13 protein-coding genes are annotated in these 17,047 nt (G+C 69.0%); 3 read left to right on the top strand and 10 right to left on the bottom strand.

What is annotated here, in order from left to right; genetic code table 11:
• Positions 1-11: 11 nt before the first annotated feature.
• Positions 12-416: a RidA family protein gene (locus AAY78_RS13530; protein WP_046748830.1), complete on the top strand. Its 405-nt coding sequence runs from the start codon at positions 12-14 to the stop codon at positions 414-416.
• A 108-nt stretch (positions 417-524) separates the two neighbouring features.
• Complete coding sequence (locus tag AAY78_RS13525) at positions 525-2,015, top strand: L,D-transpeptidase family protein (RefSeq protein WP_231589722.1); 1,491 nt, start codon at positions 525-527, stop codon at positions 2,013-2,015.
• Positions 2,016-2,099: 84 nt separating this feature from the next.
• On the opposite strand, the gene AAY78_RS13520 is transcribed toward AAY78_RS13525, so the two are convergent.
• Positions 2,100-4,319 carry an NADP-dependent isocitrate dehydrogenase gene (locus AAY78_RS13520; protein WP_046748829.1) on the bottom strand — a complete coding sequence of 740 codons (2,220 nt, stop codon included), beginning with the start codon at positions 4,317-4,319 and terminating at the stop codon, positions 2,100-2,102.
• A 175-nt stretch (positions 4,320-4,494) separates the two neighbouring features.
• Between AAY78_RS13520 and AAY78_RS13515 the strand changes: the two genes are divergently transcribed.
• Positions 4,495-4,953, top strand: coding sequence for a GNAT family N-acetyltransferase (locus tag AAY78_RS13515; protein WP_046748828.1), 459 nt, complete (start codon positions 4,495-4,497; stop codon positions 4,951-4,953).
• Between the two features lie 93 nt (positions 4,954-5,046).
• Here the strand turns inward: AAY78_RS13515 and AAY78_RS13510 are convergent, their stop codons facing one another.
• The 9 genes from AAY78_RS13510 to AAY78_RS13470 form a co-directional block, all read right to left on the bottom strand.
• A complete protein-coding gene (locus AAY78_RS13510; RefSeq protein WP_046748827.1) occupies positions 5,047-5,865 on the bottom strand; it encodes a hypothetical protein in 819 nt (272 codons plus the stop codon).
• 94 nt (positions 5,866-5,959) lie between these two features.
• Positions 5,960-7,774, bottom strand: a complete 1,815-nt coding sequence (locus AAY78_RS13505) for an ABC transporter ATP-binding protein (RefSeq protein WP_046748826.1) — start codon at positions 7,772-7,774, stop codon at positions 5,960-5,962.
• Positions 7,771-9,702 (bottom strand): ABC transporter ATP-binding protein, encoded by a 1,932-nt coding sequence (locus AAY78_RS13500; protein WP_046748825.1) that lies wholly within the window; start codon positions 9,700-9,702, stop codon positions 7,771-7,773. Before AAY78_RS13500 ends, AAY78_RS13505 begins: the two co-directional genes overlap by 4 nt.
• 326 nt (positions 9,703-10,028) lie before the next feature.
• Positions 10,029-11,072, bottom strand: a complete 1,044-nt coding sequence (locus AAY78_RS13495) for a dipeptidase (protein ID WP_082108692.1) — start codon at positions 11,070-11,072, stop codon at positions 10,029-10,031.
• A gap of 79 nt (positions 11,073-11,151) precedes the next feature.
• Positions 11,152-11,649: a methylated-DNA--[protein]-cysteine S-methyltransferase gene (locus AAY78_RS13490; protein ID WP_046748824.1), complete on the bottom strand. Its 498-nt coding sequence runs from the start codon at positions 11,647-11,649 to the stop codon at positions 11,152-11,154.
• Complete coding sequence (locus AAY78_RS13485; RefSeq protein ID WP_046748823.1) at positions 11,646-13,157, bottom strand: DNA-3-methyladenine glycosylase 2 family protein; 1,512 nt, start codon at positions 13,155-13,157, stop codon at positions 11,646-11,648. Before AAY78_RS13485 ends, AAY78_RS13490 begins: the two co-directional genes overlap by 4 nt.
• A 168-nt stretch (positions 13,158-13,325) precedes the next feature.
• The gene (gene purH, locus AAY78_RS13480) at positions 13,326-14,933 is read right to left on the bottom strand and encodes a bifunctional phosphoribosylaminoimidazolecarboxamide formyltransferase/IMP cyclohydrolase (protein WP_046748822.1); all 1,608 of its coding nucleotides are present in this window, start codon (positions 14,931-14,933) and stop codon (positions 13,326-13,328) included.
• Positions 14,934-14,967: 34 nt separating this feature from the next.
• Positions 14,968-15,555, bottom strand: coding sequence for a phosphoribosylglycinamide formyltransferase (gene purN / locus AAY78_RS13475; protein WP_046748821.1), 588 nt, complete (start codon positions 15,553-15,555; stop codon positions 14,968-14,970).
• 62 nt (positions 15,556-15,617) lie between these two features.
• A complete protein-coding gene (locus tag AAY78_RS13470) occupies positions 15,618-16,994 on the bottom strand; it encodes a cell division protein PerM (RefSeq protein ID WP_046748820.1) in 1,377 nt (458 codons plus the stop codon).
• Between the last annotated feature and the right edge of the window lie 53 nt (positions 16,995-17,047).

Here is a 17,047-nt window from a genome sequence, read left to right as displayed (position 1 = left end):
AGGCTGGCCGCATGACCGCGAAGATCCGAGTTTCCACCGACGCAGCCCCCGCCCCCGCCCACACCTTCTCGCAGGGTATCCGCAAGGGCCCGTTCGTGCAGGTCTCCGGCCAGGGACCCGTCGACCCGAAGACCAACGAGTACCTGCACCCCGGGGACGTCGCTGCCCAGACCACCCGCACGCTCGAGAACGTGAAGGCGATCGTCGAGGCGTCCGGCGCGACGTTCGACGACGTCGTCATGCTGCGCGTCTACCTGACCAAGCGCGAGGACTTCCCCATCATGAACGACGCGTACGGCGCCTTCGTGACCGCTCACACGACCAATGGCGTCCTGCCGTCGCGCACCACGGTCTTCACCGGCCTTCCGCGCGAGGAGATGCTCGTCGAGATCGACGGCATCGCCATCATCGACTGACGTCTGCGTTGCGGGGAGGCACGTTATCACGGACCGTTGCCTCCCCGTTACCTCCCATCCCGTACCATTGGACGTCAGGACACGTTTGAGAGCCGGGGGGTGAAGTTCGTGACCGATCTGATTTCTGCGCCGGGCGCAGCAGCCGAGGCGCGTGGAGACGACTCCGCGCCCACTGCAGTGCTCGCGCCGACGGATGCTCCCACGGAGACCGTCCCGCCGACCACCGGTGACCAGCCGCTCGCCTGGGCTCCGATCGAACCGTCTCCCAAGAAACGTCGCCTCGGCCTCTGGATCGGCCTCGGGCTGGGAGTCGTCGCCCTCGGCGCCGGAGCCGCGTCGATGATCCTGATCGCACCGGGAACCACGGTCGCCGGGATCCCGGTCGGCTGGATGACTCCTGGCGCCGCCGCCGACGCCATCGACGCCCGCCTCGCTCAGACCGAGATCACGCTCACCGGCGCGGGAGACGGCACCGTCCTCACCGGCGCCGACCTCGGTGCGGATGTCGACGCCACCGCGCTCGCCGACAAGGCTTTCGCGGAGCACCCGCTGTGGAACCTCGGCGCCTGGATGGGCGACCCCGTCCCCGCGGAGATCGCCTTCGACACCGCGAAGGCGGACGCCGCGCTGCGTGGCGCCGTGCCGACCAGCTTCGACGACCCGGTGGATGCCGGTGTCGTCTTCGATGCCGCCAGCGGCACGTTCGTGATCACACCGGCAGAGGCCGGAACAGGGATCGACCTCGCCGACCTCAACGCCGCCTTCACGGCAGCGGTCGGAGAGGGTCGCAGCGCGCTCGAGTACTCGGGAGACGCCGCGGAAGCCGCACCGGCCGTCTCCGATGACGACGCCAGCGCCACCGCCAGCGCTCTCAACACGATGCTTCCCACCGTCGGCTTCTACGTCAGCGAGGAGCGCACCGTCCCGGTCGATCCCGCCGTCGCCGCCTCCTGGCTCACGGTCGTCGATGACGACGGACAGCTGAGCATCAAGGCCGACCCTCAGGCGATCCAGGCCACCGTGGACGGTCTCCCCTCCGCCGTCGACCGCGCTCCGGTCAACGCGACCAACATCGTCGACTCCGCCGGTACCGTGCTCCGTGCGGAGCAGGAGGGTGCGACCGGCCGAGCACTGGGAGACACGTCAGGCATCGCGGACCAGTTCGCCGAGCAGCTGGCAGCCGGAAACGGAGCCTTCGCGCTCTCGGTCACCGAGACGCCCTTCGAGACGGTGAACCTGTTCCGGCGCATCGACATCAACCTCAGTTCGCAGCGGGCCGTGCTCTACGAGAACGGCGCTGTCGTGAACTCGTGGGCCGTGTCCACCGGGCTGCCAGGGACTCTGACGCCCACCGGCAACTTCAAGGTGTTCGCGCACACGCGTATCCAGGACATGGGCTGCTACGAAGGCGCGCCGTACTGCACGAAGGACGTGCCCTGGATCACCTGGTTCGCTCCGAACATCGGCTTCCACGGCACGTACTGGCACAACAACTTCGGCCAGCGCATGAGCCACGGTTGCGTCAACCTGCCGATCGACCTCGCCAAGTACGTCTACGACTGGTCCCCCAAGGGGCTCGAGGTCTCCGTCCACTACTGACGAAGCGCTCCGCGCTCGCTCGGGCAGACGGGCCGAACACGAAGAAGGGGGCGGATGCCGAAGCATCCGCCCCCTTCGCTCGTCTCAGCGCAGGGCGTCGACGATCGTGTTCAGCGTCGTGGACGGACGCATGACGGCCTCGACCAGCTTCTCGTCCGGACGGTAGTACCCGCCGATCTCCGCGGGCTGTCCCTGCACGGCGTTGAGCTCGGAGACGATGGCCTCCTCGTTCGCGGCGAGCTTCTCGGCGATCGGCCCGAAGGCCGCGGCGAGCTCGGGATCCTTCGTCTGCGCTGCCAGCTCCTTCGCCCAGTACAGGCCGAGGTAGAAGTGGCTGCCGCGGTTGTCGATCGTGCCGAGCGCACGGCCGGGCGAGCGGTCCTCCTCGAGGAAGGTTCCGGTCGCGGCGTCCAGCGTCTCCGCAAGCACGCGGGCCTTGTCGTTGCCCGTGCGGTCGGCGAAGTGCTCGAGCGAAGCCGCCAGCGCGAAGAACTCACCCAGCGAGTCCCAGCGCAGGTAGTTCTGCTCGACCAGCTGCTGCACGTGCTTGGGAGCGGAACCACCGGCACCCGTCTCGAACAGCCCACCACCGGCGAGCAGCGGCACGATCGAGAGCATCTTGGCGCTCGTGCCGACCTCGAGGATCGGGAACAGGTCGGTCAGGTAGTCACGCAGCACGTTGCCGGTCACCGAGATGGTGTCGAGCCCGTGACGCATGCGGGCGAGCGTGTACCGCGTGGCCTCTTCCGGCGCGAGGATCGTGATCGTCAGGCCCTTGGTGTCGAGCGTGGCGAGGCCCTGGTGCACCTTCGCGATGATCTGGGCGTCGTGCGAGCGGTTCGCGTCCAGCCAGAACACGGCGGGGTCGCCGGTCGCGCGTGCACGCGTCACGGCGAGCTTGACCCAGTCCATGACGGGGATGTGCTTGGTCTGCGTCGCGCGCCAGATGTCGCCCTTGCCGACCTCGTGCTCGATGAGCACGGTGCCCTCGCTGTCGAGCACCTGGACGATACCGTCCGCCGCGATCTCGAAGGTCTTGTCGTGGCTGCCGTATTCCTCGGCCGCCTGCGCCATGAGACCCACGTTCGGGACGGTACCGATCGTGGCGGGGTCGAGCGGGCCGTTCGCGATCACATCGTCGATGACGGCCTGGTAGACGCTCGCGTAGGACGAGTCCGGGATGACCGCGATCGTGTCGGCCTCCTCGCCGTCCTTGCCCCAGAGCTTCCCACCGTTGCGGACGAGGGCGGGCATCGACGCGTCGACGATGACATCGCTGGGCACGTGGAGGTTGGTGATCCCCTTGTCGGAGTTCACGTACGACAGGCGCGGCCCCTCGGCGATGGCCTTGTCGAACGCCGCAGCGATCTCCTCGCCACCGGCGACATTCGACAGGCCTGCAAGGATCGAGCCGAGGCCGTCGTTCGCGCTGAGTCCGGCTTCGGCGAGCTGCGTGCCGTACTGGTCGAAGACGTCCTTGAAGAACGCCTTCACGACGTGACCGAAGATGATCGGGTCGCTGACCTTCATCATCGTGGCCTTGAGGTGCACGGAGTAGAGCACGTCGTCGGCCGTGGCCGCCTCGAGCGTCTCCGCGAGGAACGCGTCCAGCTCCTTCGCGGAGAGGAACGTGGCGTCGATGATCTCACGCGGGAGGACCTTGAGGCCCTCCTTGAGGATCGTGACGGTGCCGTCCTGCGCCGTGTGACGGAACGAGAGGACGTCGTCGTGGGCCGCGACCCACGAGCGCTCGTTGTGCTTGAAGTCGTCGTGGCCCAAGGTCGCGACGCGGGTTTTCGAGCCGTCCGCGAAAGGCTTGTTGCGGTGCGGGTGCTTCTTGGCGTAGTTCTTCACCGCGAGCGGTGCGCGACGGTCGCTGTTGCCCTCGCGCAGCACGGGGTTCACTGCGGAGCCCTTGATGCGGTCGTAGCGGGCGCGGACGTCCTTCTCCTCCAGGGAGGTCGGCTCGTCCGGGAAGTCGGGGATGTCGAAGCCCTGCTTCTGCAGCTCGGCGATCGCACCCTTCAGCTGCGGGATGGACGCCGAGATGTTCGGCAGCTTGATGATGTTGGCCTCGGGGAGGGTGGCGAGGCCACCGAGCTCGGCGAGAGCGTCACCCACCTGCTGCTCGGGAGTGAGCTTCTGCGGGAAGGCGGCGAGGATGCGTCCGGCCAGCGAGATGTCGCGCGTCTCGACCTCGATGCCGGCCTGGCCGGTATATGCCTGGATGATCGGGAGGAACGAGGCGGTGGCGAGCGCCGGTGCCTCGTCTGTGTACGTGTAGATGATGGCGTCGTCGGTCACCGGGAGGTACTCCGTTCGCGGGGAAATTTGTCTCGATACCAAGATACCTGAGCCGGTCTGGCCCTGTGGTCCGCGCCTGCGACCGCCGACCACCCCATGTCGACGAACGGCCACAGAGGGGCGAAATCTTCGTCGGAAACGTGTCCCGCCTCTCCGGAGGGGTTAGCCTGGGTCCATGTCCGAACTGCGCATGGTCGAACTCTCCGCTGCGACGATCGTCGCCGTGAACAACCTGTCGCTCAAGCCCGGACAGGAGCAGTTCCTCGCTCCGGTCTCGTACGGGATCGCCGCGACCGTCATCAACCCGCAGACCTCCTGGCAGCGGGTGATCCTGGACCGCAACGAGGTCGTCGGCTTCGTCAGCGCCAACTTCGACGACGAGGCCCCGGAGGAGCACTTCCGCTCCGTGCTGTGGCGCATCAACGTCGACGCGGACGACCAGGGGCGCGGCGTCGGCCGCTTCGCCGTCGAGGCGCTCATCGACGAGGCGCGTGAACGCGGAGTCGACCACGTCAACGTGATCTACGAAGCCGGCGAGGACGGCCCAGAGGCCTTCTTCCGTCGCGTCGGCTTCACCCCCGTCGGGGAGACGGCCTACGGCGAGGTCATCGCCGAGATCCGGGTCACGTCCTAGACCGGGCGGCGGGGTCTCGAATCCCCTCCCCCATCGAGACCTCGTCGCCCTTCACCCCCTTCGGGGGAGCGCTCTCACAGCCCTGGCGGGTTCTCAGGAACGGTCGTCGGGGGTGCCCCCGGGTTTCCGCCGGCTCGTCCACGATGAGAGAGCGGCCGCGGCCGCTCCGGCAGCGCGATCGATGGCCTCGGCGGAACGGTTCAGCATGTCTTGAGCGGCGTCCTGCCACGCCGGCGTCGCCGGCGCCTCCCCCGCGTGCACCTTCGCGGCGTGTTCGGCGGCTTCGAACGCCCGCTCGAGCTCGGCGACAGCGTCACGATAGGCGGCGAACTCAGCCGGGGTGATGCGTCCGGAGGCCGCGCGGCGCATCTCCGTCGCGTGTCCGGCGGCACGGAAGTATGCGGCCGTCTCCGCGGACTTCACGTCGGTCATCGCCGGATAGGAGATCTGCAGAGCGGGGTCGGTCTCGTAACGCATCCAGCGTGCCGTCACCGCGTCATGCGCGGCGTTGAGTCGCTCGATCGGGCGCGGCTCCGCCGCGGAGGGCACGGCGGCGCGAGCCGCGTTCAGCCGCACCTGGCGCGCGCGCACATCGGCCGACGCGGCCTTCGCATCGCGCTCCCGCTCCTTCAGCATCCGCCGAGCCCCTGCCACCTGTTCGGGCGTCGCTCGCTGGGCCGCCCGCTCCGCCGTGACGCGAGCCAGGTCGGCGCGCGCGATCTTCCACGCGGTGCGCCGCTCCGCGGCGACCAGCTGCGCCTCTCTCAGATCGTGGCGGGCGGCATCGACCGCGAGCCTGCGTCCGCTCACCGTGCTGTTGCGACGTCGCATTCCCATCACACCCACCGTTCCCGCGGCGACTGCCGTCGGCGCGATCCACCACCACTCGGCGACGAGCAGCAGGGGGTCCATACCTCGATGCTACCCAGACGCAGACGACTTCCGGTCGCGATATGACAGCTCAACTGCGCCAGACGGCTGTCATATCGCGACCGGAAGAGGCAGATCAGACGAGGGTCTCCTGCCAGGCCGCATGCAGCTGCGCGAACTTGCCGGTACCGCCGATCAGGGCAGCGGGAGTGTCGTCCTCGATGATGCGGCCATGCTCCATCACCAGCACCCTGTCGGCGATCGCGACCGTCGACAGGCGGTGCGCGATGATGATCGCCGTGCGGTCCTTGAGCAGCGTCTGCAGCGCATCCTGGATCAAGCGCTCGGACGGGATGTCCAGCGAAGCCGTCGCCTCGTCGAGGATCAGCACCGCGGGGTCGGCGAGGAAAGCCCGGGCGAACGAGATGAGCTGACGCTGCCCCGCCGACACCCGACCACCGCGCTTGTTCACATCGGTGCCGTATCCGTCGGGCAGCGACGAGATGAACCCGTCGGCGCCCACGGCCCGTGCCGCGGCCTTGATCTCGTCGAGCGTCGCATCCGGCTTGCCGAGCGCGATGTTGTCGGCGACGGTGCCGCTGAACAGGTAGGCCTCCTGCGTGACCATGACGATCGCGCGGCGGAGGTCCTTCGGGTGCAGCGACCGCAGATCGACGCCGTCGAGCGTGACCCGCCCTTGGGAGGGGTCATAGAAGCGCGAGATGAGCTTGGCGAGCGTCGACTTCCCGGCGCCGGTCGTTCCGACGAGGGCGATCGTCTGCCCCGCCGGGATGTCGAGGGAGAAGTTCGGGAGGATCGTCTTCTCTCCGTTGTATCCGAAGGTCACCTCGTCGAACTCGACATGCCCACGGGACTCCCACAGGTCGACGGGGTTCTCGGGGTCGGGAACCGTCGGCACCTCCTCGAGCACGCCCGAGACCTTCTCCAGCGCGGCCGTGGCCGACTGATAGGAGTTCAGGAACATCGCGATCTCCTGCATCGGCGCGAAGAAGTTGCGGACGTAGAGCACTGCCGACAGCAGCACACCCACGGTCAGCGCACCCTCGGAGACGCGGATGCCTCCCCACAGCACGACGATGCCGAGCACGAGGGCCGCGACGCCCATCAGGCCGGGCTCGAACGTGCCGAACAGCAGCATCGAGCGACGGTTGACGTCGCGGTAGTCGCCAGCGATCTCCTGGAACGCCTTGTCGTTGCGCGGCTCCTTGCGGAACGCCTTGACGGCGCGGATGCCGGTCATCGTCTCGACGAACTGCACGATCACCTTCGCACTGATCACGCGCGACTCGCGGTAGACGAGCTGCGAACGCGAGTAGAACCAGCGCATCAGGTAGAACAGCGGCACGCCACCGATCGCCAGGATCAGGCCCGACTGCCAGTCCCAGAAGCACAGCGCGATGAAGGTGAACAGCCCGAAGAGCACGCCGGAGACGAGTTCGTTCAGGCCACCGTCGAGCAGCTCCTTGATCGAGTCGAGGTCGCTGGTCTGACGGGAGATGATGCGCCCCGAGGTGTAGGACTCGTGGAACTCCAGGCTCAGGCGCTGGGTGTGCAGGAAGATGCGCTTGCGCAGGTCCAGCAGCACCGCCTGCGTGAGCTTGGCCGCGATGATCACGTACCAGGCGATCAGCACCGCAGCGAGGGCACCGGCCAGCAGGTAGATGCCTCCGATCATGAACGTCGGCATCCAGTCGGCACGCTCGATCACCGCAGGCAGCGCTCGGTCGAGGCCCAGGCTGATGAGGATGGGGCCGGCGACCTGGAGCGCGGTCGACACGACCAGCACCGCGGCGGCGAGCACGATCCTCGGCTTCAAGGGGCTGACCAGGGATCCGAGCAGTCGGAGGGATCGACGACGGATCTCCCTGCTCTCCTCGCGGGTGTACTCGGAACGATCCTCGTTCCTGGTTCCGGTGATGGCGGAGCTCATCGCTGCACCTCCTTCTCGCTGATGGGGTCTTCGTCGGCGGCCTGCATCCCGAGGCCCGCACGGACCTCTTCATCGATCTCGGACTGCTCATCGCGGATCACCGGGATCGTCCCGGTGCGCGCCGCCTCCTCCGCCTCGAGACTGGAGATGACATGACGGTAGTGCCGACTGGTCTTCAGCAGCTCGGAGTGCGTGCCCACCGCCGTCACGCGACCGGCTTCGAGCAGGGCGACGCGATCGGCGAGCGCGACGGTCGAAGGGCGGTGCGCCACGATCAGGGCGGTGGTGTCGGCGAGCACGTGCCGCAGCGCCTCCTCCACGAGGGCCTCGGTGTCGACGTCGAGCGCCGACAGCGGGTCGTCGAGCACGAGCACCTTCGGATTCGCCGCCACCGCACGGGCGAGGGCGAGCCGCTGGCGCTGACCGCCGGAGAGGCTGAGCCCCTCCTCGCCGATCACCGTCTCGACGCCGTCGGGCAGGGAATCCACGAACGAGGCCTGAGCGACGTCGAGAGCTTCGCGCAGCACACGCTCGCCCTCTTCGCCGTGCACGTCGAGCTCGGCACGACCGAGCAGCACGTTCTCCCGGACCGTCGCCGAGAACAGCGTCGCGTCTTCGAACGCCATGGCGATGTGCCGACGGAGCTCTGACAGCGGCAGGTCACGCACGTCGACGCCGTCGAGGGTGACCCTGCCTCCCGTCACGTCGTACAGACGCGTGGGCAGCGTGGTGAGGGTGGTCTTGCCGCTGCCGGTGAGACCGACCAGCGCCATGGTCTCCCCTGGTCGCAGCACCAGGTCGATGCCGTCGAGCAGGTCGCGTTCGTGCGCGCCGGCGTCCTGATAACGGAAGTGCGCGTTCTCGAACGTGAGCTCTCCGCGCGGGTTCTCGATGTGCACCGGGTGCTCGGGGTCGGTGATGGTGTTGGTCTCCGAGAAGATGTCGAACACGCGGTCGGTCGCCGTGCGCGCATCGAGCATGAACGAGAACAGGAAGCCGATCGACTCGATGGGCCAGCGCAGCACGACGGCCATCGCGAAGAAGGCGAACAGTTGCGCCTCGTCGATCTGCCCGACGGAGATCAGCCAGATGCCGGACATCAGGCTGAGGCCGAACGCGATCTGCGGCATGAGGTCGAGCCAGAACCAGATCGACGCGATCGCACCGGCCTTGCTCATCTCGGTCTCGCGCAGCGTCTCGGCCTGCCTGCTGAAGCGGCTCAGGGCGTGCTTGCCGCGCCCGAACGCCTTCAGCACGCGGATCCCGTGCACGCTCTCCTCGACGCTGGTCGCGAGGTCGCCGGCCTGATCCTGGCTGCGGCGGGTGAGGGCGCCGTAGCGCTTCTCGAACAGGTAGCCGCGGATCCACAGCGGGATCGCCGTGACCAGGAAGATCGTGCCCAGCAGCCAGTGCCACCGGAACAGCAGCACGGAGCCGATGATGATCGTGAGGATGTTGACGACCAGTAGCACGAGGCCGAACGCGAGCCAGCGGCGGATGAGGCCGATGTCCTGCATCATGCGGCTGAGCAGCTGTCCTGAGCCCCACCGGTCGTGGAAGGACACCGGGAGGGTCTGCAGGCGCGAGTAGAGCTCCGTGCGCATCTTGTACTCGACCTGCGTGGCCGGGTTGAGCACGAACTGACGTCGCAGCCATACCATGAGGGCCTCGCCCAGGGCGAGCGCGAACACGGCGACAGCACCCCAGATGATGGCGCTGATCTCACCCGAACGGACGGGTCCGCTGATGATCTGCTCGAGGACGATCGGGATCATCAGGGCGATGACGGCGGCGATGAGCGCGCTGGCGGCACCGCCGGCGAGCCGCCAGATGACCGGCTTCACGAAGGGCTTCAGGCGCCACAGTGCGGCCGGAGTGGAAAGGGTCGATGAAGGCGAGGGATTCTGCGCGGAAGGCGAGGAGGACATGTATCTGAGACGAGTTTCGTATGGACAGCGGTTGCGGAAGGGGACGGATGCGAGAGCGGACCCACAGGGTCCGACATCCGACGGAGAAGGGGCGGGGTGGCTCTAGGAGAGCGGACGCGCCGGGGTCGAGCCGAGAGCTGCGATCCGCGCGGTGGCGATCGTGAACATGGTGTCCTCCTCAGGGGCTCGGCGATGTCGTCCGGTTGGCGCGACAGCCCACCAGCCTATTGCTGTGAACCAGCTGAAAGCAAGAGTCATTCCCGATTCGCCCTGCTGTTTCCCGGCGACCGCTGCGAGGCGGCTCGCGGCGAGGTGGCTCGGGTGGCTCACCGCTGGACAGCGAGCCCGGTTCGGAGAAAGCGCTGCAGGTTGCCGCCCAGCACGGCCAGGACATCAGCTTCGCGCCAGCCGCGACGCAGCAGAGCCTCGGTGACGAGTGGAAGCCCTTCCGGACCCTCGAGCCCGGGAAGGTACCGATCGGCGGGGACGCCCTCGATCGTCGTCTGCACGCAGCACGGGGCCGTGGTGTCCGCGAGCACCTCGCGGACGAAGTCTGGTCCCATCCCGACGTGGTCCACCCCGGCGACGGACACCACCCGCTCGAAATGGTCGATCAGGGTGTCGATCGTGTAGTCGCTCGCATGCAGATACGGGGCGAAGAAGTTGACGCACACGACTCCCCCCGTCTCCGCGACTCCGGCGATCTGAGCATCGGTGAGGTTGCGGTGGTGATCGAACAGGGCGCGGGCGGACGAATGCGTTGCCATGACGGGTCGCGTGGCGAGCTCGAGCACGTGGTCGACGCCGCCCGCTCCGAGGTGGCTGACATCGAAGATCATGCCGATGCGCTCCATCTCGGCCAGCGCCTGGACGCCCGTGCGCGTCAGCCGGCTGCCCGCGGCGTCTTCTCCGCTTCCGTCCGCGAAGGCGCTGCGACCGAAGTGGGCGACCGAGCCGACGCGCACTCCGAGCCGATGCACCGTCTCGAGGAGCTCGACATCGTCGGCGATGCCGGGCATGCCCTCGAGAGCGAGCACCAACGCGATGCGCCCCTCACCGATCACCCTGTCGATGTCGTCCCCGTCGAGGCAGAGCCCCACCGCATCCGCGTTTCCTTCCGCCACCCGGTGCGCGGCTTCGATCATGCGGAACGTACGACGCAGCGCGCCCTCCGGCCGGTAGACGTCATCGACGAACACGGGCAGGACCTGCAGGTCGACATCACCCGTGCGCAGCTGCGGCAGCCACTGGGCCCGGAAGTAGTCCGACCACTCGGCGGGCGGACGACTCGTCACCGAGCAGAGCAAATCGTTGTGGGCATCGGCGACGACGGCGCGGCGGTGGAGATCGAGGGCATCGATGGCGGTCACGGCTCGAGCCTATGGCCGCGTCGGAACGGACGGTTCGTCGTAGCGCACCATCACCGGTGCCGGATCTGGTGCTCCTGGCTCACGCCGCGGCACTCTCGCGGGCCAGCAGACTCTCCTTGACATCGACGCCCCACGCGAAACCGCCGAGGCTCCCGTCGGTGCGCAGCACCCGGTGGCAGGGCACGAAGAGCGCCGGGGCGTTGCGGGCGCAGATGGACGCCGCAGCCCGAACGGCCCGGGGGTTGTCCAGGCGTGAGGCGAAACCGGTGTAGGTCAGCGGCCCGCCCGGCTCGATCTCCCGGAGCGCCGACCAGCCGGCGAGCTGGAGTGCGGTGCCGGTCTGCTTCACGGCGACATCGTCGATGGCCGAGAGGTCGCCCGCGTAATAGGCGACCACCGCGTCCGCGGCGTCCGTCGCACCATCGCGCAGCGCCTCCGGACGGTTCGCCGCCGACAGCCGCCCGAGGATCGCCTCGACGTCGGAGGTCCAGCCCGAGGCCAGCACGCGCTGATGGTCGTCGGCGAGGATCGTGAAGGCGCCGTCCGGCGTCTCGATGGTCTGGATGAGGGCGGTCATGAGTTCTCCTTCGTCGTGATGTCGGTGGGACGGTGCGCTGCGGGGACCCGCCGCGGCCCGACGGGGCGCACCGGAGCGGCGCGCCACAGATGCGCGCTCAGATAGCTGCGCCATGGTGCCGCGCGCAGGGCCCAGGCGGTGAGCCCCCGTGGCTCGCCCGGCAGGCCGGAGGCCGCCGCGCCGGCGCGCAGCGCGACGTCTCCCGAGAGCAGCACATCCGGATCGCCGAGCACACGCATGCGCACGTAGTCGGCTGTCCAGGGTCCGATGCCGGGCATCGCGAGCAGGGCAGCACGCTGGTCGACGCCGTCATCTCCGACCGTGAGCGTCAGGGATCCGTCGGCGAGAGCGGCCGCAGCGCCGGTGATCGCGCGGATACGGGCGGCCGGCCCTCGCAGCACCTCGGCTCCGTGGGCGGCGATCGCCGTCATCGTCGGGAAGAGCAGTCCGTTCTCGGTGCGCTCCCCCAGCGCCTCGGTGAGTGCCGTGAGCGCGGTTCTGGCGGCGACCACGGTGATCTGCTGCCCCACCATGGCGCGGATGAGCATCTCATGCGGATCAGCCGACCCCGGCACGCGGATGCCGGGGGTGCGCGCGACGAGCGGTGCGATCTCGTCGTGTTCCGAGAGCGCCTCGTCGACCGCCAGCGGGTCGGCATCGAGGTCGAAGATGCGTCGCACGGTCGAGACCAGCGGTGCCAGGTCCCCCAGCCGCGCGACGCGTGCCCGAAGGTGCAGGCGCTCACCCTCCTCCTGACGCACCTCGAACCAGGCGGGACCACCGGCCATGCGGAGGTGACGCGAGAAGGACGTCGCCGTGGTCTCTTCGACGCCGGGGATCGCACGCGCCGCCATCCAGGCGAAGACGCCGCTCGCGTCGAGTGGACCGCGATAGGGCAGCACGAGGTCGATCGAGCCGGGAGCCGCGGACGCCGGAAGCCGTCGCCGCGCCCTGAGCTCCCCCGGCGTGAGGCCGAAGACCTCGCGGATCGTGTCGTTGCACTGTCGGATGCTGGCGAACCCGGCGGAGAACGCGACATCCGAGATGGGCATGTCGGTGCCGACGAGGAGCATGCGCGCGGTGTGCGCCCTGTGTGCCCGCGCCAGTGCGAGCGGCCCGGCGCCGAGTTCGGTGGTCAGCAGCCTCGTGAGGTGCCGACCGGAATAGCCCAGTCGCGCGGCCAGACCCGGCACGCCCTCCCGTTCCACGACGCCGTCGGAGATCAACCGCATCGCTCGCGCGGCGGTGTCGCCGCGGATATCCCACGCCGGCGAGCCGGGAGCGGCCTCGGGCAGGCAGCGCTTGCAGGCGCGATACCCGGCCTCGTGCGCTGCGGCGCTGGTCGGATAGAACGTCACGTTCTGGGGTTTGGGCGTGCGCGCGGGGCAGCTCGGACGGCAGTAGATCCCGGTCGAACGGACGGCCGTCACGAACTGCCCGTCGAAGCGGGTGTCGCGCGCGCTGATCGCACGGTAACGCTCGTCGAAGTCCGTCACGGGGAAGCTCATGCCTCCACTGTGTCACGCCCCACCGACAACGACTGGCGGAAATCGGACATGACTGTCCGGGCACGAACGCCGAGACCCACCCGCCTCGCCGACACCCATCGCCGCCGCAGTGGGCGCGCGTGGGTCTCGGCGTGGAGAGTGGGTCTCGAGGTATGCGCAGGCGCGCGTTCAGTGGAAGAAGTGGCGCTCACCGGTGAAGAACATCGTGACGCCGGCCTTGCGCGCCGCGTCCACGACCTCCTCGTCGCGCACGGAACCGCCCGGCTGCACGATCGCCGTGACGCCGGCATCGATCAGCACCTGAGCGCCGTCGGCGAAGGGGAAGAACGCGTCGGAGGAAGCGACGGATCCGGCCGCCCGGTCCCCTGCACGCTCGACCGCGAGGCGGCAGGAGTCGACGCGGTTGACCTGGCCCATGCCCACGCCCACCGTGGCGTTGTCCTTCGCGAGCACGATCGCGTTCGACTTGACCGCTCGGCAGGCCTTCCACGCGAAGATGAGGTTCTCCATCTCCTCGTCGGTCGGACGCTCACCCGAGACCAGCTCCCAGTTCTTCGCGACGGAGACGATGTCGTCGGGGAACCGGTCGGCATCCTGCAGCAGCAGCCCACCGGAGACGAGACGCACGTCCATGCGCTCCTGCTGCCAGTCCTCGGGCAGCTGCAGCAGGCGCAGGTTCTTCTTCGCCTTGAACACCTCGAGCGCCGCGGGCTCGAACGACGGCGCGACGATGACCTCGGTGAAGATGTCCTTGAGGTTCTCGGCCATCTTCAGCGTGACCGTGCCGTTGGCCGCGATCACACCACCGTATGCCGAGACGGGGTCGCACTCGTGCGCACGCAGGTGGGCGCTGGCGATCGGGTCGAGCGCGTTCGGCGCCGTGGTCGCGATACCGCACGGGTTGGCGTGCTTGATGATGGCGACAGCCGGCTTGACCATGTCGTATGCCGCGCGCAGGGCGGCATCGGCGTCGACGTAGTTGTTGTACGACATCTCCTTGCCCTGCAGCTGCGTGGCCTGGGCGATGCCGTGTCCACCGGCGCGCGTGTAGATGGCGCCGCGCTGGTGCGAGTTCTCGCCGTAGCGGAGCGTCGCGAGCCGCTCAGCCTGGATCGTGAGATGCGTCGGCAGGTCGCCGTCGTCCTGCAGCGTCCCCTCGGCGAACCACGAGGCGACCGCGGTGTCGTACGCCGCTGTGTGCGCGAATGCTCGGGCGGCGAGCTCACGACGCTGCGTCAACGAGGTGCCGCCCTCGCCGATCGCCGCGATGATGCCGGGGTACGACTGCGGCGAGACGACGATCGCCACGTTCGCGTGGTTCTTGGCCGCGGCGCGTACCATCGCGGGGCCGCCGATGTCGATCTGCTCGACCACGTCGTCGCCGACCGCGCCGGAGGCGACGGTCTCGATGAACGGGTAGAGGTTCACGACCACGAGCTCGAAGGGAGTGATGTCGAGGTCGGCGAGCTGGCGCTCGTGGTCCTCGAGACGCAGGTCGGCGAGCAGGCCGCCGTGGATCTTCGGGTGCAGCGTCTTGACGCGACCGTCGAGCATCTCTGCGACGCCGGTCACGGCGGCGACGTCGGTGACCTCGAATCCCGCCTCGCGGATGGTCGACGCCGTCGAACCCGTCGAGACGATCTCGATACCCGCCTCAGCCAGAGCCGCAGCCAGCAGGAGCAGGTCGGTCTTGTCGCTCACCGAGACGAGCGCGCGCCTGATCGGCACGGTGTCGCGATCGCGGTAGAGCGTGGGGTCGTGGCGGGGGCCGGCCATGATGGGCTCCTTCGTGCGGGGCGTCGGGTGGGGGTCAGGAGGAAGTGCTGAGGACGAGGTCGCCGGTGGCGATTCCGCGGACCACGTCGATGAGCAGTCGGCGCTCGACGGGCTTGATGCGCTCGTGCAGGCTGTGCTCGGTGTCGCCGTCGAGGATGGGGACGCGCTCCTGGGCGAGGATCGGACCGGTGTCGACGCCGTCGTCGACGACGATCACGCTGGCCCCGGTCTCGGCGACGCCGGCCGCGAGCGCGTCGCGGACGCCGTGGGCGCCGGGGAACTCGGGCAGGAACGCCGGGTGCGTGTTGATGAGGCGCGGCGAGTACTGTGCGACGAGCGACGGCGGAAGCAGGCGCATGAGCCCGCTGAGCACGACGAGGTCCGGCTTCCAGACGGCGAGCTGGCCGGCGAGTTCCGCACCCCACGCCTCGCGACTCTCGTGCTCATGCCACGGCACCGTGAAACTGGGGACGCCGAACTCCTCGGCATGGGCGAGCCCCTCAGCTTCGCGATCGGCGCCGACCACGATCACCCTGGCGGGAAAATCGGGATGACGAGCGGCCTCGAGGAGGGCGCGAAGATTCGAGCCGGTGCCCGAGATGAGAACGGCGACCGTGAGCACGCGCCCAGTCTACCGGGGCGCCGAAGCTCGTTCCGCCTGCGTCGCACGCACACCGGGAGCCGTCAGTCGCGGTCGTCCCTCGGCGGCGTGAGACCGCGGACATCATCCAGCGGAGCCGTGTCATCGAAGGCCTGCGTGTGGGGCAAGGGGATGCCAGGCACCGGGACCACGGGCGCTGCGCTCGGATCGAGCTCGGACATCTCGGCTATCCACCGATCGGTGCGCTCCTCCGCCAGTTCATCGCGATGTCGTGGGGACAGGAGCAGGATCGCGGCGCCGACGAGCACCTCGAGGCCCAGGGCGAGCATGAAGGGCAGCGCCGCTGGTCCGACGTCCGACAGCCGTCCCGGTCCCATCGACCCGCTCGCCAGCACGGCGGCGATCCCGGCGATACCGGCGGTGACGACCGCGATCCCCACCGCGATGACGGCACGCTGCGCCGTTCCCAGCGGAGTGCCCTCCCAGACGAGACGGGAGCGAACCGCCCACCCCGCGAACGCTCCGGCGGTGATCGGGACGAGCACCACGATCAGCATCCACATCGAGCTGTTCTCGGGCAGCAGTCCGAACGCGGGGATGCCGGGCACGACTCCCAGCTGGGTGCCCGCAGGCGACACCGCGGTGCCGACGCCGACGGCGAACCCGGGGCCGGCGAGCCAGGACGCGACCCAGACGATGAGGGTCGGCAGGTACACCAGCTGCGCCAGGGTCATCACCGTCGCACCCAGCGCGTCGACGCGCGAGGCCTGGAACAGCGCGACGACTTCACCTCCCCGGAACAGCGTCACCACCGCGAGGGCCAGAGCAGAAGCGCCGACCACGCCCATCAGGGTGAAGGCCGCGCCTCGAACGACGGCGGCGGGGACCGGTGCCCAGTCGTCGCGGACGTCGATGCGATCGTGCAGACGGTCGAGGATGCCGCCGTCGCCCTCTTCCCAGGCGATCCGGACGGCGCCGCACAGCGCGCCGACGAAGTAGACCGCAGCGGGAAGGGCGATCGCGAGCAGGAGGGGCGTCTGCGCCGCATCCAGCCGCGCCGTCAGCGCGACACCGGCGGAGATCGCGGTGAACACCACGGTGCCGGACACCACGCCGAGCAGCCAGGTTCCCGCCGTGGCGGCTCTGGCTCCGGAGCGCGCGGCGAACAGCAGTGTGAAGAGTAGGAATGCCAGCGGGGTGATCGACACCGCGAACGAGGCGGCCTGGGCGGGGATCGCGAGGGCGACCAGAAGCTCGTCAGGAATCGTCACCGCCAGCGGCACCCCGTGTCCGAACTCCCAGAGCGTGCCGGTGAGCGGCCAGAGCGCACCCCAGTCGGCGCTGATCCCGAAGGCGAGAGTCCACAGCAGCGTCAACGGCGCGAGCAGCACGACGAGACCGACCGCCGCGGCGATGGCGGCGTCGAAGGCGGCGAGGAGCGCGACGAGGAGGCGTTGCATAGCGCTTCGAGACTACGACGAGTTCCCGACGAAGCCCCGGGGGCGCGCGTGGG

Source organism: Microbacterium sp. Ag1, assembly GCF_001005635.1.
Taxonomy (GTDB): domain Bacteria; phylum Actinomycetota; class Actinomycetes; order Actinomycetales; family Microbacteriaceae; genus Microbacterium; species Microbacterium oxydans.
Note: the sequence above shows the minus strand (reverse complement) of the source record. Positions and strands in the feature narration are given on the sequence as shown.